Below are 25,087 nucleotides of genomic sequence, written 5' to 3' on the forward strand. Positions count from 1 at the left end.
GAAAACCACCCGTTGAACGGGCAGCGAAACTGCCGGTTTGACCGGGTATCTGCGGGCATGTTCCGGCGCGGCGCATCCATTTTCATCCGGCTTGCGTATATAAAACGTGAAATCCCGGACACCCTCGCGATGAATGGCACAACCGCTGTCGCTGAACTAGCCTGTGAACAGTCCGAGCCCAGCCCTCGTCGCTCGACCTTTGCCTGGAGAGTCGTTATTTCCACCGCCGACACCGATCAGTTGCGACAGCTGTTGGCCCAGTGTTCACTGGGTGATCGTCGCGCCTTCGAAACGCTCTATCGCAGCGTCGGCCCGCGCCTGCATGGCGTGGCCCTGCGTTTTATGGGGCGTGCGGATCTGGCCGAGGAAGTGTTGCAGGAAAGCTTCGTGCGCATCTGGAACAACGCCTCGCGCTACGAAGCGCACCTGTCGGCACCGCTGACGTGGATGATCAACATCACGCGCAATCATGCCATTGATCAATTGCGCAAACACCGCGACCGGCCGCTGACCGATCTTGAGCGGGATGCTTTGCCGGACGAAAGTCCTTCGGCGCATGATCAGTTGAAGAGCGCCCGCGAAGCGCACGCGCTGAACCGCTGCCTGGAAACTCTCGACGGCATGCAGCGCCAATCGATCACCGTGGCCTATTTTCAGGGATTGTCGTGCACGCAACTCGCCGAACACTTGGCCACGCCGCTGGGCACGGTCAAGTCGTGGATCCGCCGAGGTATGGAACGCCTGCGGCGGTGCCTTGAATCATGAACTACCAGACCCCTGCCCTGCGCCGCGCTCTGGCTGCCGATTATGCGATTGGCTTGATGTCATCGGCTGCGCGTCGGCGGTTTGAGCAATTGCTGCTGGACGACGCGGCATTAAGGGCTGAACTGGCGCAATGGCAGGAAAGCCTCGCCTCTCTCACCGAAACGCTGCCGGAACATCCCGTGCCCGACCGAGTGTGGCAAGGCATTACCGCGCGGATCGAACCCCAAGTGCTTCATGTGCCTGAGAAGCGGCCGTTCTGGAACTGGCTAAGGATTACCGCTGCGCTGTGTTCGATCGTGGTGCTGGTGTTCCTCGGCTCGCTCTACAACCGTGACGACGCCCGCTACCGCGCCACCCTGTTGACCGGCGATGCGCAACCGGCGCTGAAGGTCGAGGCACATGCGGATTATCTGCAGGTCGAGCCGCTGACGCTGGCGGCGGTTGATTCGGATCGCAGTCTGGAGCTGTGGGCGATTCCGGCTGATGGCAAACCGATCTCGCTTGGGGTCATTCCGGCGGGGGGCAAAGGCAAGGTTGAGTTGAGTGAGGCGCAAAAAGCCTTGATCGGCAAACCGATTGCACTGGCAGTGAGCCTGGAACCGAAAGGTGGTTCGCCGACCGGGCAACCGACTGGGCCGGTTCTTTATCAGGGTGCTTTGGCAGCCCTTTGAAGCAAAGCCCCTCACCCTAGCCCTCTCCCAGAGGGAGAGGGGACTGACCGTGGGATATTTGCGCAATAACCGACTTGAAAGACTTGCGTTGAATCCATAGTCGACTCGATCTTTCAGGTCGATATACGACGCAAGACACCTCGGTCGGCCCCCTCTCCCTCCGGGAGAGGGCTGGGGTGAGGGTAGCTTTTGACCTGGGCTTGCAACAAAAAAACGGCGACCCTGAAGTCGCCGTTTTGCATCGCGCTTAAGCGTTACGCCGCACTAAACAACTTATGCGGATCAATCACAAACTTCTTCGGCACACCCGCATCAAACTCGCCGTAACCTTCCGGCGCCTGATCGAGGCTGATCACTTGCACGCCCACCACTTCGGCGATGTTGATGCGATCCCACATGATCGCCTGCATCAGCTGACGGTTGTACTTCATCACTGGCGTCTGGCCAGTGTGGAAGCTGTGCGACTTGGCCCAGCCCAGACCGAAGCGAATGCTCAGGCTGCCCATTTTCGCGGCGGCGTCCACCGCACCCGGATCTTCGGTGACGTACAGGCCCGGAATACCGATCTTGCCGGCAACACGTACCACGCCCATCAGCGAGTTGAGTACGGTGGCCGGTGCTTCCGATTTCGCTCCGTCATGGCCGTGACCGCGAGCTTCGAAACCGACGCAGTCCACCGCGCAGTCGACTTCAGGTTCGCCCAACAACGCGGCGATCTGTTCGTGCAGCGGTGCATCTTTCGATAGATCGACGATCTCGAAACCCTGCGCCTTGGCGTGAGCCAAGCGGATGGTGTTGACGTCGCCGACGATCACAACCGCTGCACCGAGCAAACGCGCAGAGGCAGCAGCGGCCAGACCGACCGGCCCGGCGCCCGCGATGTAAACGGTGCTGCCCGGGCCAACGCCCGCAGTGACCGCGCCGTGGTAACCGGTCGGGAGGATGTCGGAGAGGCAGGTCAGGTCGCGGATTTTCTCCATGGCCTTGTCGCGATCCGGCAGTTTCAGCAGGTTGAAGTCAGCGTACGGCACCAGCACGTATTCGGCCTGGCCGCCGGTCCAGTCGCCCATGTCGACGTAACCGTAAGCGCCGCCGGCACGGGCCGGGTTGACGGTCAGGCAGACCCCGGTGTGTTGCTCTTTGCAGGAACGGCAGCGCCCGCAAGCCACGTTGAACGGTACGGAAACCAGATCACCGATTTTCAGGTTTTCGACGTCGGAGCCTTTTTCGATCACCTCGCCGGTGATCTCGTGGCCCAGCACCAGACCGGTCTGCGCCGTGGTACGGCCGCGCACCATGTGCTGGTCGGAGCCGCAGATGTTGGTGGAAACCACTTTGAGAATGACCCCGTGCTCGATCTTGCGACCGCGCGGGTCCTGCATTTTCGGATAGTCGATTTTCTGTACTTCGACCTTGCCAGCGCCGAGATACACCACACCACGATTGCCAGACATGCTTTCACCTCGCTGTTGTTTTTATGGAACCGCGTTGCCCAGGCAGGCAGCGCGTTGAGTGCTCGGGTATTGCTTGTTGGTTTTGCGTTGTTTGTTATGGCCTCTTCGCGAGCAGGCTCGCTCCCACACTGGAATGCATACCCCTGTGGGAGCGAGCCTGCTCGCGAAAGCAATCTAGAGAACGACCGTGCGATTGGCGTTGAGAAACACCCTTCTTTCAATGTGATACCCAACCGCCCGCGCCAGCGTCAGGCCTTCGATATCGCGCCCCTTGGCGATCAGGTCCTCGGGGTAATGACTGTGATCCACCGCCTCGACGCCTTGGGCAATGATCGGCCCTTCATCGAGATCGTTATTGATGTAATGCGCCGTCGCGCCCACCAGCTTCACGCCCTTGTTGTAAGCCTGGTGATACGGCTTGGCGCCCTTGAAGCCCGGCAGCAACGAGTGATGAATGTTGATGGCCTTGCCATCGAGCTTGCGGCACAACTCCGGTGACAGCACCTGCATGTAGCGGGCGAGGATCACCAGTTCGGCGCCGGACTCTTCGATCACCTGCCACACCTGACGCTCCTGCGACGGCTTGTCGTTGGGGTCAAGGGGGAAATGGTAGTAGGGAATCTGGTGCCAGTCGGCCAGCGGTTTCAGATCGGGGTGGTTGGAGACCACCGCCGCCACGTCCATCGACAATTGGCCGATGCGCTGGCGGTAGAGCAAGTCGTTGAGGCAGTGATCGGCCTTGGAAACCATGATCACCACTTTCGGACGGTAGTTCGGCGCGGTCAGCTCGAAGATCATGCCGAACGCCTGACCACGCTCGGCGAGGCCTGCGCGGAAGGATTGCTCGTCGAAACCGTCGGGCTGGCGGAATTCCACGCGAATGAAGAAACGCCCGGAGAGGCGGTCATCGAACGAGTGGTGCTCGGTGACGTAGCAGCCCTGCTCGAACAGAAAACGCGTCACCGCGTCCACGGTGCCGAGGACGCTGGGGCAGTCGGCGGTCAGAATCCATGTGTCTGGGGCGCGGCTCATGGTGCGGTGACTCCTGTTCTTTGTGCGGGGTGTCAGGTTTTTCCCTCACCCTAACCCTCTCCCAGAGGGAGAGGGGACTGACCGTGGTGTTGGTTCGAGCTACGCCGACCTGAAATATCGGGTCGAACTCAGGCTCGAAAACCACACAAATCTGCTCCCTTTCCCCTCTCCCCCCTGGGGGAGAGGGCTGGGGTGAGGGGGTGGCTCTTGATCTGTCAGGCCTGAACGCTCAACCCGTACTCAGCCGAAGCATCCTGCAACCACAACCACCAGTAATCCGAAAAACTGCGACGAATCAGTAATTCCCAAGTGTCTTCCGCCGTATGCCGAATCATCAGCTGCGACTTGGCGAACACGGTGCCGACCGCTTTACCCACCGGAAAACTGTTCGGGTGCACGTCATAGCTGGTCGACTTCATCAGCACCTGACGCACATTCGGCCCGCTCAGTTCGAGCACTTGCTGGCCGCCGCTGACGTTGACGATCGCAACGTGCAGATCGCCCAGTGCTTCACGCAGTTTCTGTTCGGCGGCGAATTCGTCACCGCTTGGCACGATCAGCAGCCACTCGTCCGGGCCCATCCATTGCAGGCTGGTTTCGCCTTTGACGATGACGCTCAGAGCGCCCGGTAGTTCAATGCCCAGGGCTTTGTGCACGCCAGCAGCGAAGGCTGCATCGTGGCCATCGCCACGGATGGTCAGGTGGCCGAGGAGTTTCTTTTCACGCACGATCACGCCGGCGTTCTTGCGACCCTTGCCGACCAGGCTGGCGAGGTCGGCATGGTGCAGCGACGACTCGGCCTTGGCGCCGGTGGTCGGGCGTTGTTGGTAAACATTGGCTGTGGTCATAAAGCACCTTCCTGAATTCTTGATCGTTCCCACGCTCTGCGTGGGAATGCCGCCATGGACGCTCTGCGTCCGCTCTTGGGACGCAGAGCGTCCCGGGATGCATTCCCACGCAGACGGTTCGACGCCTCGACGTGGGAACGATCAGTGTCAGATGTTCTGGCGATCCCCCTTCGGATCGAAGAACACCGAAGAAACGATTTCCGCCTCGATCACGCTGCCATCGGCCAGCGGTGCAAACACCCGCTCACCGAGGCGCTTCAGACCGCCCTTGACCACACCCATGGCAAACGAATAACCGAGGGAGTTGTGCGCGTAGCTGGAGGTCACGTGGCCAACCATAGTCATCGGAATCGCTTGTTTGGTGTTGAACACCAACTGCGCACCTTCCGGCAGCCACACGTTCGGATCGATCGGTTTCAGACCGACCAGTTGCTTACGCTGATCCTTCACGCAGTCTTCACGGTTCATGCCGCGTTGGCCGATCCACGAGAACGGTTTGGTGCGCCCCACACACCAGCCCATGTTCAAGTCATCCGGGGTCATCGAGCCGTCAGTGTCCTGACCGACAATGATGAAACCCTTCTCGGCGCGCAGCACGTGCATGGTTTCAGTGCCGTAGGGGGTCAGGTTGTACTGTTTGCCGGCCTCGACGATTTTCTCCAGCACGCCCATCGCGTAGTCGGCCTGCACGTTGACTTCGTACGACAGCTCACCGGTGAACGAGATGCGGAACACCCGCGCCGGCACACCGCCGACCAGCCCTTCTTTCCAGGTCATGAACGGGAAGGCTTCGTTGCTCAAATCAATGTCGGTCACAGCGCTGAGCAGCTTGCGGCTGTTCGGCCCGGACAGAGTCATGGTCGCCCAGTGGTCGGTGACGGAGGTGAAGTACACCTTCATGTCCGGCCATTCGGTCTGGTGGTACAGCTCCAGCCATTGCAGCACGCGTGCGGCGCCGCCAGTGGTGGTGGTCATGACGAAATGGTTGTCGGCCAGGCACGCCGTGACACCGTCGTCGAAGACCATGCCGTCTTCTTTGCACATCAAACCGTAGCGCGCCTTGCCCACATCGAGTTTGGTCCAGGCGTTGGTGTACACGCGGTTGAGGAACTCGCGCGCATCCGGGCCTTGAATGTCGATCTTGCCGAGGGTCGAGGCATCGAGCAGGCCGACGCTGTCGCGCACGGCTTTGCATTCGCGCTTCACGGCGGTGTGCAGGTCTTCACCGTTTTTCGGGAAGTACCAAGGACGCTTCCACTGACCGACGTCTTCAAACTCGGCGCCATTTTTCACATGCCAGGCATGCAGCGCGGTGTGACGCACCGGCTCGAAGATGTGCCCACAGTGACGGCCGGCCACGGCGCCAAAAGTCACCGGCGTGTAGTTCGGGCGGAACATCGTGGTGCCCATCTGCGGGATAGTCACATTCAGCGAACGGGCGGCAATGGCCAGACCGTTGACGTTGCCGAGCTTGCCCTGATCGGTGCCGAAACCCAGCGCGGTGTAGCGTTTGACGTGCTCGACCGACTCGAAACCTTCGCGGGTTGCGAGCTCAATGGCGGCAGCGGTCACGTCGTTTTGCAGATCGACGAATTGCTTCGGCGCCCGTGCGGTGTTCTTTTCATGCGGCACCTGGAACAGCGCCAGCGTCGGTTCTTCGTGACGGCTCAGGGCTTTCGGCAACACGCCTTCGACGGTCTGGAAACCCGCTTCAGCGGCAGCACGCACGCCACCTTCAAAACCGTCAGCCAACGAATCGCCGAGACCGTAAACGCCGTTGATACCACCGACGCACACGCGTTTCTGCGGTGCTTCGCCCGGTACGAAACCGAGGATGTCTTCACGCCAGGTCGGCTTGCCACCGAGGTGCGAGGCCAAGTGAACGACCGGGCTGTAACCGCCGGAACTGGCGACCACATCGCAGTCGAGCCACTCGCCCGGACTGGTCACGGCATGAGCCTTTACATCAATCGCGGCAACACGGGCAGCGGTGACACGCTTGCTGCCACGGGCTTCGATCACGGCGCTGCCAGTGAGAATCCGAATGCCTTTGGCGCGGGCTTCTTCTACCAATGCACCACGCGGATTGCTGCGCGCATCGGCGATGGCCACCACTTGCAGACTGGCATCGAGCCAATCCAAAGCGACGCGATAAGCGTGATCGTTGTTGGTCGACAGAACGAGCTTCTTGCCCGGTGCCACGCCGTAGCGACGCACGTAAGTCGACACAGCTCCGGCAAGCATGTTGCCCGGCACGTCGTTGTTGCCGTAAACCAGCGGACGCTCGCAAGCACCGGTCGCCAGCACGACACGCTTGGCGCGAACACGGTGAATGCGCTGACGCACCTGGCCAATCGGCGCGCGGTCACCGAGGTGATCGGTGAGGCGTTCGTGAATGGTCAGGAAGTTGTGGTCGTGGTAACCGTTGACCGTGGCGCGCGGCAACAGCAGCACGTCCGGGGTGTTCTTCAGTTCAGTGATGACACTGGCGACCCAGTCCATCGCCGGTTTGCCGTCGAGGCTTTCACGCGAGTCGAGCAGGCTGCCACCAAACTCTTCCTGCTCATCGGCAAGAATCACTCGGGCACCGCTGCGCGCAGCGGCCAAGGCAGCGGCGAGACCGGCCGGGCCAGCGCCGACGATCAGCACGTCGCAGTGCTGGTTCATGTAGTCGTAGGTGTCCGGATCGACTTCGGTCGGCGAACGGCCAAGACCGGCAGCCTTGCGAATGTACTTCTCGTAGGTCATCCAGAACGATTGCGGGTACATGAAGGTTTTGTAGTAGAAACCCGGTGGCATCAGCTTGCCGCCGACCTTGCCGAGAATGCCCATCATGTCGTTGTTGACGCTCGGCCAGCCGTTGGTGCTGGTCGCGACCAGACCTTGATACAACGCCTGTTGCGTGGCGCGCACGTTGGGGATCTGGGTGGCTTCGGTAGCGCCGATCTGCAGCACCGCGTTCGGCTCTTCGGCACCGGCGGCGAAGATGCCGCGAGGACGCGAATACTTGAAGCTGCGGCCGATGATGTCGGCGCCGTTGGCGATCAGCGCGGCGGCCAGCGAGTCACCCTCGAAGCCTTTGTAGCTCTGACCGTTGAAGGTGAAGCTCAGCACTTTGTTGCGGTCGATCCGTCCACCGTTGGACAGGCGATTGGTCTGGCTCATACCTTCTCTCCCAGCGCCGTCGTGGCTGTTTTCGCCGTATCAGCCTTGTCGGTGAATTGCGGCTTGGTGCCGATCTTGTAGGTTTCGAGAATCTCGTAGGTCACGGTGTCGCGGGTGACGTTGAAGTACTGACGGCAACCGGCAACGTGATCCCACAGCTCGTGGTGCAGACCACGCGGGTTATCGCGGAAGAACATGTAGTCGCCCCACTCCTCGTCGGTGCAGGCGCCTGGATCGAGCGGGCGCGGAATGTGCGCCTGACCGGATGCGTGGAATTCCTCTTCGGAGCGCAGTTCGCCGCAGTGAGGACAGAAGATATGCAACATGGGGATTTCTCCTGTTAGTGGGCAACCGCAGCAGCGCCGTGTTCATCGATCAACGCACCGTTGTGGAAACGGTCGATGGAGAAAGGTGCGGCCAACGGGTGCATTTCACCCTTGGCCAGACTCGCGGCAAACACGTTGCCCGAGCCAGGCGTTGCCTTGAAGCCACCGGTGCCCCAACCGCAGTTGAAGAACATGTTCGGGACCGGGGTTTTCGAAATGATCGGGCAAGCGTCCGGCGTGGTGTCGACGATCCCGCCCCACTGGCGGTTCATGCGTACGCGGGAGAGCACTGGGAACATCTCGACGATGGCCTGAATGGTGTGTTCGATCACCGGGTACGAGCCGCGCTGGCCGTAGCCGTTGTAGCCGTCGATACCGGCGCCGATCACCAGGTCGCCCTTGTCGGACTGGCTGATGTAGCCGTGCACGGCGTTGGACATGATCACGCTGTCGATAATCGGTTTGATCGGCTCGGACACCAGCGCTTGCAGCGGATGGGATTCGATCGGCAGGCGGAAACCGGCGAGCTTGGCCATGTGCCCGGAGTTACCGGCCGTGACCACGCCGACGCGCTTGGCGCCGATGAAACCCTTGTTGGTTTCAACACCGATGCACACGCCGTTTTCCTTGCGGAAACCGATCACTTCGGTCTGCTGGATCAAGTCCACACCGAGGGCATCGGCGGCACGGGCAAAGCCCCAGGCCACGGCATCGTGACGGGCCACGCCGCCGCGACGCTGAACAGTTGCGCCCATCACCGGGTAGCGGGTGTTTTTCGAGCAGTCGAGGTACGGAATTTCGTCAGCGACTTGCTTGGCGTTGAGCAGCTCACCGTCGACGCCGTTGAGGCGGTTGGCGCTGACCCGACGCTCGGAATCACGGATGTCCTGCAGGGTGTGGCACAGGTTGTAGACGCCACGCTGGGAAAACATCACGTTGTAGTTGAGATCCTGGGACAGGCCTTCCCACAGTTTCATCGCGTGTTCGTAGAGGTGCGCCGACTCGTCCCACAGGTAGTTGGAACGCACGATGGTGGTGTTGCGCGCGGTGTTACCGCCGCCCAGCCAGCCCTTCTCGACCACGGCGACGTTGGTGATGCCGTGTTCTTTCGCCAGATAGTAGGCGGTCGCCAGACCGTGCCCGCCGCCGCCGACGATGACCACGTCGTAGACCTTTTTCGGCGTCGGCGTGCGCCACATGCGCTGCCAGTTTTCGTGGTGGCTGAGGGAGTGTTTGAAGAGGCCGAAGCCCGAATAGCGTTGCATAGTCAGTTACTCCAGAACACTCAGCGGTAAACCGGGAAGTCAGCGCACAGGGCTGCGACGTTCTTGGCAACATTTGCCTCAACATCGGCATCGCCAAGGTTGTCGAGGATGTCGCAGATCCACAGAGCCAGCACTTCGCACTGCGCCACTTTGAAACCGCGAGTAGTGACAGCCGGGGTGCCGATGCGCAGGCCCGAGGTCACGAACGGCGATTGCGGGTCGTTCGGCACGGCGTTCTTGTTGACGGTGATGTGCGCACGGCCGAGGGCGGCGTCGGCATCTTTACCGGTCAGGCCCTGACGGATCAGGCTGACCAGGAACAAATGGTTGTCGGTGCCGCCGGACACTACATCGTAGCCACGTTTGATAAACACGCTGGCCATCGCCTGAGCGTTGTCGATCACTTGTTGCTGATAAGCCTTGAAGCCTGGTTCCAGCGCTTCCTTGAAGCACACGGCTTTACCGGCGATGACGTGCATCAGCGGGCCGCCCTGAGCGCCGGGGAATACAGCGGCGTTGAGCTTCTTCTCGATCTCTTCGTTGGACTTGGCCAGGATCAGCCCGCCACGTGGGCCGCGCAGGGTTTTGTGCGTGGTGGTGGTGACCACGTCGGCGTACGGCAGCGGGTTCGGGTATAGACCGGCAGCGACCAGACCGGCGACGTGGGCCATGTCGACGAACAGCAGCGCGCCGACCTTGTCAGCGATCTGACGAAAGCGCGGGAAGTCCAGAGTCTTCGAATAAGCGGAGAAACCGGCGACGATCATTTTCGGCTTGGATTCGACGGCGAGACGCTCAACTTCGTCGTAATCGATCAGCCCGGTGTCGGTGTTGATGCCGTACTGCACGGCGTTGTAGAGCTTGCCCGAGGACGACACTTTGGCGCCGTGGGTCAGGTGACCGCCGTGGGCCAGACTCATGCCGAGGATGGTGTCGCCCGGCTGGATCAGCGCCAGGTAAACAGCGCTGTTGGCCGAGGAACCTGAGTGCGGCTGGACGTTGGCGTAATCGGCGCCGAACAGTTGCTTGGCGCGTTCGATGGCCAGCGCTTCGACTTTATCCACATGCTCACAGCCACCGTAGTAGCGCTTGCCCGGATAGCCTTCGGCGTATTTGTTGGTCAGGCCGCTGCCTTGCGCTTCCATGACGCGTTTGCTGGTGTAGTTCTCTGACGCGATCAGCTCGATGTGATCTTCCTGACGTTGCTCCTCGGCATTCATCGCCGCCAGCAATGCATCGTCGTAACCCTGGATCTGGTCTTGCTTGCTGAACATCGCGTCTCTCCCAGCGGCATCTGTGCGCCATTCGTCTCGGTAAGGCACTGGCAATCACGACAGTGCCCTTTGATGCCGATGGTATGACCGGCGCAGACAGCTCAAATGCCTGCGCGCGCCACGCAAAGGTGCGTTTACGACATGGCTGAAAATGACCCAAAGAATGCATCCCCCTGTAGGAGCTGCCGAAGGCTGCGATCTTTTGACTTTGATTTTCAAGATCAAAAGATCGCAGCCTTCGGCAGCTCCTACAGGGGTTAGGCGAGCAACTGGCGGACGGCGAGCAGCAGGAGGAAATGCGCGGGATAGAGGGCGTAAGCCCAGCGGCGCATCGGCGGTGGCTGGAGATGTCGCACATGTCGCAACAGGAACATTCCGAGCATTGGCGCAAACAGACAGGTGGCAATGCCCAGAATGGCGACGCTATTACCCAACCTCGCCGAGTCGTACAGCACCTGCCATTGATTCGCCGCCAGACAAATCAATCCCGCCAGCAAGCTGAAATACCAAGGCCGGCGAAACACCAACAGCATCGCCAGCGGCAGCAGTACCCCGAAGAAGCCGAACATCAGTCGTTCCGGGAAAACTATCGCCAGCACCAGCGCAGCAAGGCCCAGCAATCGCGACATGACCGATGGATCCTGCCACCCACGCGCCACCAACAACCCCAGCGCCAGCGTTGGCATCACATTCAACGTATCCGGCTCAGGAATGTACAACCGATAGGGAATTTCACTCACCGCACTGAACAGCAACAACCAGCCCAGATACCGCCATTCCATCCTGCGCGAACCATCACGCGCCAGATTCGCCGCCATCGCCAGACAAAACCACGGAAACGCCAGCCGCCCCGGCACGTACAGCCAATCGGCGGAGAACCCGACATATCGCAGGTGATCGAGCAACATGCTCAGCAGCGCCAGCCACTTGAGCAGATCCAGTGCGCCGTCGCGTTTAGTCAGGTGCATAATCGGCCCGCAAACTGGTAATTTCCTGAACGTGACATCCCGTGTGCTCCCCGGAAGATCTTCGGTAAAGTGCGCACCACCATTGACCACGAGCCTTCACAAGAGTCTCGACCACGGAAGCCGGCCATGACCGACAAGAGCCAACAATTCGCCAGCGACAACTATTCCGGTATCTGCCCTGAAGCCTGGGCGGCCATGGAACAGGCCAACCACGGCCACCAACGCGCGTATGGCGACGATGAATGGACCGCACGCGCGGCCGATCATTTCCGCAAACTGTTCGAAACCGACTGCGAAGTGTTCTTCGCCTTCAACGGCACCGCCGCCAACTCGCTGGCCCTGTCGTCGCTGTGCCAGAGTTACCACAGCGTGATCTGCTCGGAAACCGCCCACGTCGAAACCGACGAATGCGGCGCCCCGGAATTCTTCTCCAACGGCTCGAAACTGCTGATCGCCGGCACTGAAAACGGCAAGATCACCCCGCAGTCGATCCGCGAAGTCGCCCTCAAGCGTCAGGACATCCACTACCCGAAACCACGCGTCGTGACCCTGACCCAAGCCACGGAAGTCGGCAGCGTCTACACCCCGGAAGAAGTCCGCGCCATCAGCGCGACTTGCAAAGAACTCGGCCTGCACCTGCACATGGACGGCGCGCGTTTCTCCAACGCCTGCGCGTTCCTCGGCTGCTCCCCGGCGGATCTGACCTGGAAGGCCGGCGTTGACGTGCTGTGCTTCGGCGGCACGAAAAACGGCATGGCCGTGGGTGAAGCTATCCTGTTCTTCAACCACAAACTGGCCGAAGACTTCGATTACCGCTGCAAGCAGGCCGGGCAACTGGCGTCGAAAATGCGTTTCCTCTCGGCGCCATGGGTCGGCATCCTCGAAAACGACGCCTGGCTGAAATATGCGCGTCACGCCAACCACTGCGCGCAATTGCTCGCTGAACTGGTCAGCGATATTCCCGGCGTCGAACTGATGTTCCCGGTGCAGGCCAACGGCGTGTTCCTGCAACTGTCGGAACCGGCCATCGCCGCGCTGACCGCGAAGAACTGGCGCTTCTACACCTTCATCGGCAAGGGCGGCGCGCGCTTCATGTGCTCGTGGGACACCGAAGAAGAACGCGTCCGCGAACTGGCCCGCGACATCCGCGAAGTCATGTCCGCCTGATAGACCCCTCCCCTGTGGGAGCGAGCCTGCTCGCGAAGAAGCCGTGTCAAACAACACAGATGTTGAATGACACACCGCTTTCACGAGCAGGCTCGCTCCCACAAAAACTCGCCCACTCAGCCCTCCTCGTTCGCACCTGAAGACTTGGTCTACATTGTCTGTCGAGCCCTTCGCTCACATAACAATAAGCAGGAGCATCGGCATGTCGTTACAAGGCAAAACCCTGTTCATCACCGGCGCCAGCCGTGGCATTGGCCGTGAGATTGCGCTGCGCGCCGCGAAGGACGGGGCCAACATCGTCATTGCGGCGAAGAGCGCCGAACCCCACGCCAAATTACCCGGCACCATTCACAGCGTCGCGGCGGAAGTCGAAGCGGCGGGCGGAAAGGCTCTGGCCCTGCAAGTGGATGTGCGTGATGAAGACGCCGTGCGTCAGGCACTCGCGCAGGCCAGTGAGCACTTCGGCGGCATCGATGCACTGGTGAACAACGCCGGGGCAATCAAGCTCACGGGTGTGCAACACGTCGAACTCAAGCGTTTCGACCTGATGCACCAAATCAACACCCGCGCGGTGTTGCTGTGCAGTCAGGCCGCCCTGCCCTATCTGAAAAAATCCGCCGGGCACATTCTCAATCTGTCACCACCACTGAATCTGGCGAACAAATGGTTTGCACAGTTCAGCCCGTACACCGTGACCAAGTACGGCATGAGCATGCTGACGCTGGGGATGAGTGAGGAATTCGCCAGTTACGGGATCAGCGTCAATTCGTTGTGGCCGCAGACGATGATTGCTACAGCGGCGATCGAGTTTCAGTTGGGCAATCGCGAGTCGTTCAAGCAGGCGCGAACGCCAGCGATCATGGCGGATGCGGCGCATGTGATTCTGGATAGTAGTGGACGGCAGATTACCGGGCGGTTGTTGATTGATGAGGAGATTTTGCGCGAGAGCGGCGTTAGCGAGTTTGAGCATTACCGGTTTGATCGAGAAAGCGAGGCAGCGTTGATGCCGGATTTGTTTGTAGACTGAAAAAGCCCCCTCACCCTAGCCCTCTCCCAAAGGGAGAGGGGACTGATTGGGGGATATTTGAGAATTACGCCGACGTGAAACTGCTTTACCGAATCCATAATCGACAAGGTCATTCAGGTCGATGTAGAACGCCAGACACCTCGGTCGGCCCCCTCTCCCTCCGGGAGAGGGCTGGGGTGGGTAAAGACCGGGTACATCCTTTACGTTTGAGACCGGGGACATGGTTTACAGGTATTAATCATGGTCAGGAGGTGCTGACCATGCCCTGGAATCAAGAGTCCCCAATGGATCAACGAGTGAAGTTAGTCAGTGACTGGCTTGGCGGCAGCTACACCAAGAGCCAATTAAGCCGGCGCTATGGTGTCAGCCGTCCAACCATCGACAAGTGGCTGGAACGATACGCAGCGTTGGGCGTAGATGGCTTGAAAGAGCAATCGCGCAAGCCGTTGAACTGTCCTCATCAAACGCCCGACGAAATTATTGCCACGCTGCTGGCCAAGAAAAACGAACATCCCGATCGGGGACCCAAGCAGATCATTGGTCGCCTGCGCGATTCCGATCCGCATATCCAATGGCCGGCCGCGAGCACCGCCGGGGAGTGGTTGAAGAAAGCTGGTTTGGTGGTGGCGCGACGGCCCTATCCCCCGCGTCCCCGTGCTCCAACACATTTGCGTCCGGTCGACGCGCCCAACCAGACTTGGTGTGCTGATTACAAAGGGCAGTTCAAAATGCAGGACGGTAATTGGTGCTACCCGTTGACCATTACCGATCAGATGAGCCGCTTTTTATTCGTCTGTCGCGCCTTGCCCAGTACGCACGGAGCGCCGACGCGGGAAGGCTTCGAGTGGGCTTTTCGAGAATATGGGCTGCCGGATGTGATCCGCACTGACAATGGCGCTCCTTTTGCGTCGACAGGTCTGGCGCGACTTTCGAAGTTATCGGTTTGGTTCATCAGGCTTGGAATCCATGTCGAAACGATTACGCCTGGCCGTCCCGACCAAAATGGGCGACATGAACGGATGCATAGAACGCTAAAGGCAGCAGTGCCACCGGCGGAAAACCTGGTGCGCCAGCAGCTGGCTTTTCAGGAATTCATCCAAGACTTTAACCACCACCGACCGCACACCGCGCTGGGCATGAAACCGCCGGCATCTGTCTATAGCCCGTCGACACGCGCTTATCCTGGTTACTTGCCTGCGTTTGAATACGGTTCCGATGTTGAAGTACGCAAGGTTCGGTCAAATGGGGAAATTAAATGGAAAGGACAGCTGATTTTTCTAGGAGAGGCTCTGATTGGAGAGGATATCGCGCTGAAGGAAGTGGCTGATGACGCTTGGGAACTGTACCTTTGCAGCCACTGTTTAGGCAGGCTTGAAAACGGCGCCAAACGCGTTTCAAGCCTTTAAAGGTGTAAACGATGTCCCCGGTCTAATTTGTAAAGGATGTACCGGTCTCTACAGTGAGGGGCAAGCCGTACGCAGTCAGAAATCGATGCGCACATCCCCCTTAGGCACACTGCAGCACGACAAGATAAACCCCTCCGCCTCGTCGTCCTCGGTAATCCCGCCGTTGTGCTCCATCTCCACCTCGCCGCCCAGCTTCAGCACCTTGCACGTCCCGCAAATCCCCATTCCGCACGCTTTCGGAATCATCAACCCAAGCTTGGCTGCCGCCGCGTGCACGGTCTCTCCCGGTGCCACACGAATGCTCTTGCCGGACGAGGTGAACTCGACCTGATGCAGATCCGCTGCATCGATTTCCGGTGCATCGGCTGCTTGCTCGGCCTGCTCCACCGCATCGGCACGCGCTTCCGGTGGCGTCGCACCAAACGACTCCTCGTGATAACGCGACATGTCGTAACCGGCCACTTCCAGCAGGCGTTTGACCGCATTCATGTACGGCGTCGGGCCGCAGCAGAACACTTCGCGCTCGAGGAAGTCCGGCACCATCAATTCGAGCATCTTGTGGTTCAGGTAACCGCGATACCCCGCCCACGGCTCGCCCAAGCCATGCTTCTCGCAGATCAGGTGCAGACTGAAGTTGTCGATCCGCGACGCCATGTGCTCCAGCTCGCGGTGGTAAATGATGTCTTTCGGCGAGCGCGCGCTGTGGATAAAGGTCATGTCGACGTTGGCGTTGGTGTCGTAGAACCAGCGCGCCATCGACATGCACGGCGTGATACCGACGCCGCCGCTGAGATAGAGGACTTTAGGGCTCGGGAAGTCGATGGCGTTGAACAGCCCGACCGGCCCGTGCACCGCCAGCTCCTGGCCTTCATGCAGCGTATCGTGCAGCCAGTTGGAAACCTTGCCGCCCGGCACGCGCTTGATCGTCACCGAAAAGCTGTACGGCACCGACGGCGAACTGGAGATCGTGTACGAACGCATGATCGGCTGGCCTTCGATTTCCAGCTCCAGGGTGACGAACTGCCCGGGCTTGAAGAAGAACAGGATCGGCTGATCGGCCATAAAGCAGAAGGTGCGCACGTCCCAGGTTTCCTGGATGACTTTGACGCAACGGACGATGTGTCGGCCATTGGCCCAGGTCTGGGTGGTGACCGGATTCAGGAAGCTGTTGGACATGCTGTTCTCCACGGCCGACTGTCGGCCTCATGTCGGCGATTCTGCGTATAGCGCGAACCGCCCGTTTACCTATCCGCGACATCGGCATACTTATCGCGACCAGCCCCCAACCACCGGGGGTTGCGCGTCGGGAACAGATTGCACCATGTCGCCCATGGATAAGGTTCCGCCCTGCGCCGGCCCCACACTCGCCCCAACACCAAGACAGATTCTTTACACCTTGCGTAGCAACCGTTAGCAGCACACCTGATCAGCCACTTTTCGCCGGCCACGCAGATGGCCATGAGGATCACATCGATGGACGTCACCGCAAAAATCAGCCTGGGCGATCCGCTGGAACCCGCACGCAAGGCCACCGCACAAATGCTCCAGGAGCGCGAGCGGACGTTTTCGCTGCCGCAACCGTTCTATAGCGATGAGCGGCTGTTCGATATCGACATGCAGGAGATCTTCCAGAAAGAGTGGTTGATCGCCGGCATGACTTGCGAAATCCCGGCCAAGGGCAACTACCTGACCCTGCAGATCGGCAAGAACCCGATCATCGTCATCCGTGGCGCCGAGGGCGTAGTCCACGCCTTCCACAACGTCTGCCGTCACCGTGGCTCGCGCCTGTGCACCAGTGAAAAAGGCAAAGTGGCCAAACTGGTCTGCCACTACCACCAGTGGACGTACGAGCTGGACGGTCGCTTGCTGTTCGCCGGCACCGAAATGGGCGCCGACTTCGACATGAAGCAGTACGGCCTGAAACCGGTGAACGTGAAGACTGCCGGCGGTTACATCTTCATCAGCCTGGCCGAGAATCCACCGGCCATCGATGACTTCCTGGCGACGCTGAACCATTACATGGAACCGTACGACATGGAGAACACCAAGGTGGCGATCACCACCACCTTGATGGAAAAGGCCAACTGGAAACTGGTGCTGGAAAACAATCGCGAGTGCTACCACTGCAACGCGTCGCACCCGGAACTGCTGAAAACCCTGCTGGAATGGGACGACGTCACCGACCCGCGCGCCGATCAGGCATTCAAGGACCACGTCGCTGCGTCCGCTGCCGCGTGGGAAGCCGAGAAGATTCCTTACGCCCACGCCAGTTTCGGCCTGCGCAACCGCATCGTGCGCATGCCGCTGCTCAAGGGCACCGTATCGATGACTCTCGACGGCAAACAGGGCTGCGCGAAACTGATGGGCCGGATCAAAAACCCGGACCTGGGTTCGATGCGCATCCTGCACCTGCCGCACTCGTGGAACCACTGCATGGGCGATCACATCATCGTCTTCACCGTGTGGCCGATCAGCGCGCAGGAAACCATGGTGACTACCAAGTGGATCGTGCACAAGGATGCCGTTGAAGGCGTGGATTACGACGTCGAGCGCATGCGCCAGGTGTGGGATGCGACCAACGATCAGGACCGGCGTCTGGCGGAAGAGAACCAGCGCGGGATCAACTCGACGGCGTATCAGCCTGGGCCTTATTCGAAGACCTATGAGTTTGGTGTGGTCAACTTCGTGGATTGGTACAGCGAGCGCCTGTTGAACAACCTCGGCGCCGAGCCAGCGCCGTACCTCAAAGGCGTCCCAGTCCAAGGCTAGAAAAACAGCTTCGAGATTCGAGCTGCAAGCTTCAAGCGAAACGCAACACAGGGTTTCTGACTTGTAGCTCGCAGCTTTTAGCTCGAAGCTAGCTTTTCCACCTCACCGAGCCATCCTCCCCAATAAACTCCTCAAAGATCTCCTCCCCCACCAACCTGATCTTCGCGTACCCGTTCAACACCCGCAGCGGATACGCTGGGTCCTTGGCATCCTCGGTCTCCGACCACAACACCCGCGAATGCCCGTTCAGCTCACTGGCGTTGCCATAGGGAATCGCCCCGTGCCCGGCACAACGCGCATGCAAACCGCCCTGCTGCGCATAGACGATGCCGTTGTGCAGATGCCCCCAATACCAGTAATCCGGCTCGCGCCCGAGTGCATCGCACACCGGATGATACAGCGCAGTCTTGTTGTGCCCGGAAATATCGAAGCCCTGATGATGGCTGAGCACCATGAGTTTCTTGCGTTTGGGCAGGCCTTTCATCCACTGGATCTGCGGTTCGTTCAACGTGCCGTCCATGTACAGATTCATCGCATCTGACGCGTAGGCGGAATCCAGCCCGACCACCAGCCAGTCGTCATTGATCAACGCGAAGTAACTGGTGCCCTGCTGCCCCGGAAAACGCTTGGCCAGTTCCTTGAAATAGCCGTGGGCGCCGCTGTACATCTCGTGATTGGAATTGAGGGTGAACGAGCCGTGGGTGCCCATCGGCCAACCGGCCATGTCGACGTCTTCCTGGGAATGACTGCCGGCGTAATACACATCGCCGAGGTGAATGGTGAAATCCGCCTGAGCCAGTTGCATCTGATTGGCCACCGACACCGCCGGCGCATGACTGTCGAACGGCCCGGTGCCCCAGTCGCCGGCAATCGCCAGAGTCACCTCACGATCCATTTGCATCAGCGCCGGGTCAGTGCCGAAGGTCGCGTGATGGCGCAGGTTTTCGATCCACTTCAGCAGCGCCTCGCTCCACAGCAGATCGAGCAGTTCCCACTTGCGACAGCCGAGCAGGCTGCCGTCCTTGAGCACCCGGGTCGCCAGTTGATCGGTCGACTGCGGCAGCGGTGTGGCATTACCGATGCGCAGGATCGACAAACCGTGGGACAACTCCCACGGCACGCTCGGTTCATCGTCTGGCAACTCGCCGTTTTTCAGCACGTACTGGGCCTGATCATGCCCGCGCTGCAGCAACTTGATGATTGCCTGAAACTCCTGCGGTTCCAGCTCGCTGATGAGTTTCATCCAGGCCATTTCCATGCGCGTGAACAAGCCGTGAATGCGCACTTTGACCTTGTCGTATTCGTGTTCCCAATGACTGACCAGCGACATGGCAAATTCCTCTATCCGTAAGGGTTCACAGGGTTTTCATGAATTCGATCAGCGCCCGTTTGTCGTCGTCCGACAAGGTGGTGCCGTATAGGTGACCCGTGTTGTGGTTGCCCTCCAGACGCGTGTCGTATTTAAAGTCCGCCGAGGCTTTGGCCTGGGCGCCGCTGGTGACAAAACCAACGTTGACCGGGTCGTAAATATCCGAGCCGGTGATGAAGGTCTGCGGACGTTTTTCCGGCGCTTGCAACAAGTCCCACAGCGTCGGCACTGAGCCGTTGTGCAGGTACGGCGCGCGTAGCCAGACGCCGTCGGTGGGCGTGTTGCTGTAGCTCTGGGTCTTGCGATAGGCGCCGAAATCGAACGGCGGTTTTTTGAAGGAGTGGAACGCGGCCACCAAACCTGTGGTGAATGAATCGAGCCGATGCGGATCGGTGCCGAGCTGATCGATATTGGTGGTGACCTGCCCGGTGTCGGCCCGACCGAAGTCATGGCAAGCCGCGCAGTTCGCTTCCCAGATCGGTTTGCCCTGCGCGACTTTCGCTTGATCCAGCGCCCACGGCCACGCCGGCGCCTTGTGCCCGAGCAGCCAGTTGGTCACGCGATTGAAGCTCGGCGGCAACACCGATTCCGGCGTCGCACCCACGGCCATGGCGGCGGCGTAGTTGCGTTCGTGGATCTTGTTGTTATTGCCGTCCCAGTGCAGGTACATCGATTCCCGTGGTTTCTGGTTCCACACCTGCGGCAGGTCGACGGTGCCGATCGTCGAGTCATCCGGGAAGCCGAACACCACCATTTTCGTCGGGTTGAAGGTGTCGGTGCGGCCCGGGCCTTGTTGTGGACGCAGCTTCTGCCAGGCATAGGCCTGTTTTTGCTTGAGCAGTGCGCTTTTCGCCATCGGCATGATCAGGTAGCGGTTGTAGATTTTTTCGAAGAAGCCCAACTGGAACTTGCTGTTGATCGCCGTCATCACCGCGTCGGTGGTGAATTTCGGATCGCTGGCGCAATCGTAGGCGAACCACTGGAACGCTTGCAGTTGCAGGGTGTTAGCCGGCGCGCTCGGTACATTGACGGCGACATCGCTGGCATTGGCGCGGTAGGAACCGGTGTGACACAACGCGCAATTTGGCTCGACAGTCGGGTAACCGATCTGCCGCTTGGCCATGCCGATTGGCAGGTCCTTACCGTTTTCAAAGAGGAAACCGAAGACTTCCCAGCCACCGGATTTGGGCATTTTCTCCGGGCACATCTGCGGCAGCACGGCGAACAGGTAGTAGGGAATTCGCGCTTCGATACCGAGGCCGATGGCGGCGTATTTGTAGTGATCTTCGTCCGAGGCATATTCCTGTTCAGGCACGACACGGAGCATCTGATACCAGGTTTCGTAACCGATGAAACCGAGCACCGCGACCACCACCAGCGTGCCGACCTTGAAGGCGTGGCTCTGCCATCGCCGCTGCCACGCCGCTTTCCATTCGCGCCAGCCATCGCAGAGCAGCGCCCACGGCCGGTTTTCCGGCGTGGTGCCGAAGTACAGCAGAATGCCGAGGATCAGAAAGAAGCTCAGGTCGCCCATCAGCATCGGCACGAATACCGAACCTTGAATGCTGGTGTTGATCAGGTAGATCCAGAAGATCACCGCGATCAACCGCGTCAGCACACACAGCCAGGAATGCACCACGTAACGCGGCGCGTTGAAACCCGACGGCATGTAAAACACGCTGATACCGACCAGTAGCATCCCGGCGTTTTCCAGCCACGGGTCGGAGAGTTGCGGCGGCAGCCCGACCACCGATGTCAGCAATCCCGGCGCGAACAGCGCGGGGATGGCGAACACCATGTTCATCGCAATGCCTATCCAGATGAAGCGTTGAAACCAGCGGATGTAGCTGTCCATATCATCCATTTCCTTGTGCAGACCGGAGAGATGTAGTGCCAGATGCATCGCTTTCGCGAGCAAGCTCGCTCCCACATTGGATTGGGGATGCCCAATGGTCTTGTGACTGGCACAAAACCCTGTGGGAGCGAGCCTGCTCGCGAAGCGGTCGACTCGGTCTGCAGTCAGCCGAGGGCAGTTTTCTCCAGGTGTTCAAGGATGATCGGGTAGACATCGACCACTGCGTTCTTGCCGAACATGCAGTCAATGTGGCCGTAGCCCGGCACCACCTGCCGGCTGTAGCGCGCAGGCCCATGCATGTCGCACAAACGCTGGTAGGTCTTGAGGGTGCTTTCCGGCAGGTAACACTGGTTGTCGGCACCGCTGATAAAACAGATCGGCATGGTCAGTCGATCAAAGTGCGGCATGTACACATCGTTGCCTTTGAAATCCACCAGATGCCCTTTGCGCACGATCAGCGCCAGATGCTCAAACGTCTCAATGTTCGACTCGCCGAACAACTCGTGCAGGTTGTCGTGCAGGGTTTCATTGAGGGTGTCGTGGCGATACAGCGAGGCGTACATGAAGGTAATGCGGTGGCACACCGGGTTGGTGCAATAACCCTGCGCCTCGATCCGCGCGTAGCCGTTGAGGGCCTTGTCGTAGAGTTTGTTGAACCAGTTTTCCTTGCTGTCGGCGTAAGCCGTCATCGACTTGATGCCGATCGCATCGAGCATCCCCGGCAGGTGCAACCCGGCCTTCAAACCCGTCGCCGTGGCGACCACGGTGTCCGCAGCAATCTGCGAGCAGACCACCGAGCGCACGCCCTGCAAACCGGCGAGCAGCGACATGAAGAATGTCGTCGCGCCGTAGCAATGCACCACGCACTGCACGTCCTTTGCCTGGGTCTCCGACTGAATTTGCGCAATCGCAGCCTTGAAGTCGTATCGGGCGATCTGGTCGCCGTTCCACTCCTTCTTGCTCGCCGGCAACAGAATGCTCACGCGAAAATCCAGCAGCCACACGTCGTAATCGTGTTTGCACAGGTATTCGAGCAGGTTGGTCTGAATGGTATCGGTGGAGAAGATATTCGAGCCCACGCCCAAACCATGCACCAGCATCACCGGGCCTTTGCTGCCGGCCTGATAACGCGTCAACCGCAATTCGACGCCGTCCTCGGTGGGGAAGAAATGCACTGCCGGCGTCGGCGCATCCAACGGCCGTTTCAAGCGTGGCGGTGCATCCGGATTGAAGTAGATATCGCCGGCAAACACGCCGCCGTAGCTTTCCCAGAGAATCCCGGCGAAGAACTTGCCGAACCGCGCCAGCCCTTCGATGCGCTCACGTTCGTTGCGCGCGTTGAGGACCTTCATGGTGGTCATCTGCTTGGCGAAATCGGTTGGATGAATGTGCATCACCCCGGAGCCGATCACCTCACCAGTCTTGTCCGGCCCGCGATACAGCGTCACGTAGAGCGTGCTGGTGTCGTGCCAGATATTCAGCACGCCGTTGTCTTCCGGCACGGTTTTGAAGGCGCTGAAGAAGTAATCGTTGCCGTCCTCGGCGGTCAGTTTCATGTCGTATTTCATGTGGCGCGTATCGACCTGCTGCTCGAATTGCTCGAACAGGTTGAACACGCCGTTGCTGGCGGTCAGCGGCTGCGGCGACAACGCCGGCGCGCTCACCGTGCCGACAATGGTTGCTGCGTGCTCCGGCTCCTTGATCATCCGGTTCATGTCATTGGCGGTGATGGTCAGGGTGAAGTCGATCGGTGAATTGTCCGCCTCGCCGCGTTTGGCCGCTGCTTCGTAGACTTTCAGATCGGTGCTTTGCGCCGCAGTGAAGGCGCGAGAGAAATAGCCCTTCATGGTTTCGGTGAACTGCACGCCAAGGGTCGGCGGCGCCACCGGTTTGCGTGGCGCCGACGGCAGCGTGTAGTCGATCTGCCAGCCACGGTCGGCGGCGAGCAGGCCCATGTTGCGTTCGCTCACGGCGGAAATCGTCAGCAGCGGATTCACCGCCAATGAGGTCGGAATCACCGCGCCGTCAGTCACGTAAAGGTTGGCGTAGACATCGCTGCCACTGGCGCCACTGAACACCTGGCCCTTGTGATTGACCACGCCTTGCGCAGCGTCTTCGCCCATCACGCAACCGCCCAACGGGTGTACCGAGACGATGCTGTGCTTAAGCAATTTGGTCCAGATCGGATTTTCCACCCAGACCCCGCCCAACGCCTTGGTGCTCTGCTGCAAACGCTGGTTGCCGAGCTTGAAGTTCTCCTGCTCGCCAACGCCGGGCCAATCGATGCGCAGCTGGTCCTTGTTGTCGAGGACCATCCGCCCCTGGCCGCTGTCGTGGCTCATGATCAGGTAGGTCTGCATGTTGTGCAGCGCGCCGTAATACGGGCCGCGCAGGAAGCTTTCGGCTTCACGCTCCTTGTATTTGATCTTGCCGCTGAAACTGTCATCGGTGGCGACGCCGATCATCTCGGCAAACCCGGCCATCGCCGGCACCATCGGCCGGCCGAGCGCGCCGGGGATTGAGCCTTCTTCGATGACCATACGGCTGCGCCAGTCGCCTTCGGTGCGCATGTCGATGACCGAGGTAATGCACGGGCCGACCGGGTGCAATTCCTTGGCCGGGTGCGCGCCGAAACCGATGCCGTTGATGGTCTGCTCGCAATTGTGGCCGAAGCCGAGGATGTCGCCGTTGCCGCTCATGTTCTCGCCGAGCTGGCCGGACATCACCAGGCCTTTGTCACGCGTTCGCAGAAGAATTTCAGTGGAGCCAAGGGTGCCGGCGGAGACCACGACGATGTCGGCCTTCACGAACAATGTTGGCGCGTTGAACATCTCGCGGCCACTGTCGAGGCACTGGAAATGCACGATCCAGCCGTCGCCATTACGTTCCAGATGCCGCACTTCGGCCTGGCAGAAAATCTCCGCGCCGTGATTCCAGGCGTCCGGCAGGTAGTTCATCAGCGTGGTGTTCTTGGCCTTGTTGTTACAGCCCGAAACGCAGTCGCCGCACTGGTTGCACGGCAGTTGCTCAACGCCGACATGGTTGAGGTTGTTCGGCAGTTTGTCGAAGGTCACGTTGATCGGTGGTTTGTAGAAATGCGCGCCTTGCTTGAGGTAATCCGCCGATTTCTTGTTGGCGTCGAGCTTGGGCAGATTCGGCGAAGTGCTCGGGTAAGGATTGGGTTTGAGCATTTCCCGGGCGCGGGCGTACCCGTCCTTGAGCAACGTGTCGCGGTGTTCACGCACGGCCTGCGGCCAACGCGGGTCATCGAACACGCCCGGCTCTGGCTCGAGGGCCACGTTGGCGTTGATCAACGACGTGCCGCCGAGGCCGCAACCGACCACGACGTTTTGCTGAGCGTTGACGTGCAAGTCGAACAAACCGGTGCGCGAGCCGATATGACCATCCGGGTCGTGCACCTGCAGCTCTTCGGTAGCGGCGATCATGGTGTTGGGGTATTCGCCGGGCTGGATTTCCCGACCGCGTTCGAGCAGGCACACACGTTTGCCGGCACGGGACAGGCGCGAGGCAGCAATGCCGCCGCCGTAGCCTGAACCGATAACGATCACATCGTAGTGTTCCTTGATCTCGCTGATGGGCGTTGCGATCCGTGTCATGAGGTGCATCCTCTAATCAGGCAGATGGGGGCAACTCTGCGGTTGCCTGCAATCAATGGGCGAACGGGCACCTGGCCTCCGGAACGAGTCCGGCGACAGCACAGCGGTC

The 25,087-nt window shown here is 60.0% G+C and carries 18 protein-coding genes; 6 read left to right on the forward strand and 12 right to left on the reverse strand.

The genetic code is table 11. From position 1 onward, the window contains the following. Positions 1-129: 129 nt before the first annotated feature. Both ACZZ0G_RS09155 and ACZZ0G_RS09160 read left to right on the forward strand, forming a co-directional pair. Positions 130-765, forward strand: coding sequence for a sigma-70 family RNA polymerase sigma factor (locus ACZZ0G_RS09155; RefSeq protein ID WP_463555948.1), 636 nt, complete (start codon positions 130-132; stop codon positions 763-765). After that, complete coding sequence (locus tag ACZZ0G_RS09160) at positions 762-1,436, forward strand: anti-sigma factor (RefSeq protein WP_463555949.1); 675 nt, start codon at positions 762-764, stop codon at positions 1,434-1,436. Before ACZZ0G_RS09155 ends, ACZZ0G_RS09160 begins: the two co-directional genes overlap by 4 nt. 254 nt (positions 1,437-1,690) lie before the next feature. Here ACZZ0G_RS09160 and fdhA read toward each other — a convergent pair whose 3' ends face one another. The 8 genes from fdhA to ACZZ0G_RS09200 form a co-directional block, all read right to left on the reverse strand. Continuing rightward, positions 1,691-2,890: a formaldehyde dehydrogenase, glutathione-independent gene (fdhA, locus tag ACZZ0G_RS09165; protein WP_463555950.1), complete on the reverse strand. Its 1,200-nt coding sequence runs from the start codon at positions 2,888-2,890 to the stop codon at positions 1,691-1,693. A 174-nt stretch (positions 2,891-3,064) separates the two neighbouring features. Continuing rightward, positions 3,065-3,922: a formyltetrahydrofolate deformylase gene (gene purU / locus ACZZ0G_RS09170; protein WP_008086918.1), complete on the reverse strand. Its 858-nt coding sequence runs from the start codon at positions 3,920-3,922 to the stop codon at positions 3,065-3,067. A gap of 215 nt (positions 3,923-4,137) precedes the next feature. Continuing rightward, on the reverse strand, positions 4,138-4,770 hold the full coding sequence (locus tag ACZZ0G_RS09175) for a sarcosine oxidase subunit gamma (RefSeq protein ID WP_463555951.1): 633 nt from the start codon (positions 4,768-4,770) through the stop codon (positions 4,138-4,140). A gap of 147 nt (positions 4,771-4,917) precedes the next feature. Continuing rightward, positions 4,918-7,935, reverse strand: a complete 3,018-nt coding sequence (locus ACZZ0G_RS09180) for a sarcosine oxidase subunit alpha (RefSeq protein WP_463555952.1) — start codon at positions 7,933-7,935, stop codon at positions 4,918-4,920. After that, on the reverse strand, positions 7,932-8,261 hold the full coding sequence (locus tag ACZZ0G_RS09185; protein ID WP_016986286.1) for a sarcosine oxidase subunit delta: 330 nt from the start codon (positions 8,259-8,261) through the stop codon (positions 7,932-7,934). The genes ACZZ0G_RS09180 and ACZZ0G_RS09185 overlap by 4 nt, the downstream gene beginning before the upstream one ends. A gap of 14 nt (positions 8,262-8,275) precedes the next feature. Further along, a complete protein-coding gene (locus ACZZ0G_RS09190; protein WP_003206307.1) occupies positions 8,276-9,526 on the reverse strand; it encodes a sarcosine oxidase subunit beta in 1,251 nt (416 codons plus the stop codon). Positions 9,527-9,546: 20 nt separating this feature from the next. Further along, the gene (locus ACZZ0G_RS09195) at positions 9,547-10,800 is read right to left on the reverse strand and encodes a serine hydroxymethyltransferase (protein ID WP_150708227.1); all 1,254 of its coding nucleotides are present in this window, start codon (positions 10,798-10,800) and stop codon (positions 9,547-9,549) included. 257 nt (positions 10,801-11,057) lie between these two features. Next, positions 11,058-11,768: a TraX family protein gene (locus tag ACZZ0G_RS09200; protein ID WP_463555953.1), complete on the reverse strand. Its 711-nt coding sequence runs from the start codon at positions 11,766-11,768 to the stop codon at positions 11,058-11,060. 126 nt (positions 11,769-11,894) lie between these two features. On the opposite strand from ACZZ0G_RS09200, the gene ACZZ0G_RS09205 reads away from it, so the two are divergent. From ACZZ0G_RS09205 to ACZZ0G_RS09215, 3 genes are all read left to right on the forward strand, one after another. Beyond that, positions 11,895-12,935: a threonine aldolase family protein gene (locus tag ACZZ0G_RS09205; RefSeq protein ID WP_016772826.1), complete on the forward strand. Its 1,041-nt coding sequence runs from the start codon at positions 11,895-11,897 to the stop codon at positions 12,933-12,935. 202 nt (positions 12,936-13,137) lie between these two features. Further along, complete coding sequence (locus ACZZ0G_RS09210) at positions 13,138-13,962, forward strand: SDR family oxidoreductase (protein ID WP_463555954.1); 825 nt, start codon at positions 13,138-13,140, stop codon at positions 13,960-13,962. A gap of 260 nt (positions 13,963-14,222) precedes the next feature. Beyond that, on the forward strand, positions 14,223-15,368 hold the full coding sequence (locus ACZZ0G_RS09215) for an integrase core domain-containing protein (RefSeq protein ID WP_463555955.1): 1,146 nt from the start codon (positions 14,223-14,225) through the stop codon (positions 15,366-15,368). Positions 15,369-15,443: 75 nt separating this feature from the next. Here ACZZ0G_RS09215 and gbcB read toward each other — a convergent pair whose 3' ends face one another. Next, positions 15,444-16,544 (reverse strand): glycine-betaine demethylase subunit GbcB, encoded by a 1,101-nt coding sequence (gene gbcB, locus ACZZ0G_RS09220; protein ID WP_007911227.1) that lies wholly within the window; start codon positions 16,542-16,544, stop codon positions 15,444-15,446. A gap of 297 nt (positions 16,545-16,841) precedes the next feature. Here gbcB and gbcA point away from each other — a divergent pair, with 297 nt between their 5' ends. Further along, the gene (gene gbcA / locus ACZZ0G_RS09225) at positions 16,842-18,137 is read left to right on the forward strand and encodes a glycine-betaine demethylase subunit GbcA (protein ID WP_095121404.1); all 1,296 of its coding nucleotides are present in this window, start codon (positions 16,842-16,844) and stop codon (positions 18,135-18,137) included. 88 nt (positions 18,138-18,225) lie between these two features. Here gbcA and ACZZ0G_RS09230 read toward each other — a convergent pair whose 3' ends face one another. The 3 genes from ACZZ0G_RS09230 to ACZZ0G_RS09240 all read right to left on the reverse strand — a co-directional run bounded on the left by ACZZ0G_RS09230 (position 18,226) and on the right by ACZZ0G_RS09240 (position 24,978). After that, entirely contained in the window at positions 18,226-19,467 is a 1,242-nt protein-coding gene (locus tag ACZZ0G_RS09230) for a metallophosphoesterase family protein (RefSeq protein ID WP_463555956.1), read from the reverse strand. A 25-nt stretch (positions 19,468-19,492) separates the two neighbouring features. Next, positions 19,493-21,361 (reverse strand): c-type cytochrome, encoded by a 1,869-nt coding sequence (locus ACZZ0G_RS09235; protein WP_463555957.1) that lies wholly within the window; start codon positions 21,359-21,361, stop codon positions 19,493-19,495. A 164-nt stretch (positions 21,362-21,525) separates the two neighbouring features. Beyond that, the gene (locus tag ACZZ0G_RS09240; RefSeq protein ID WP_463555958.1) at positions 21,526-24,978 is read right to left on the reverse strand and encodes a GMC oxidoreductase; all 3,453 of its coding nucleotides are present in this window, start codon (positions 24,976-24,978) and stop codon (positions 21,526-21,528) included. Between the last annotated feature and the right edge of the window lie 109 nt (positions 24,979-25,087).

Source organism: Pseudomonas sp. AC169 (assembly GCF_979258515.1).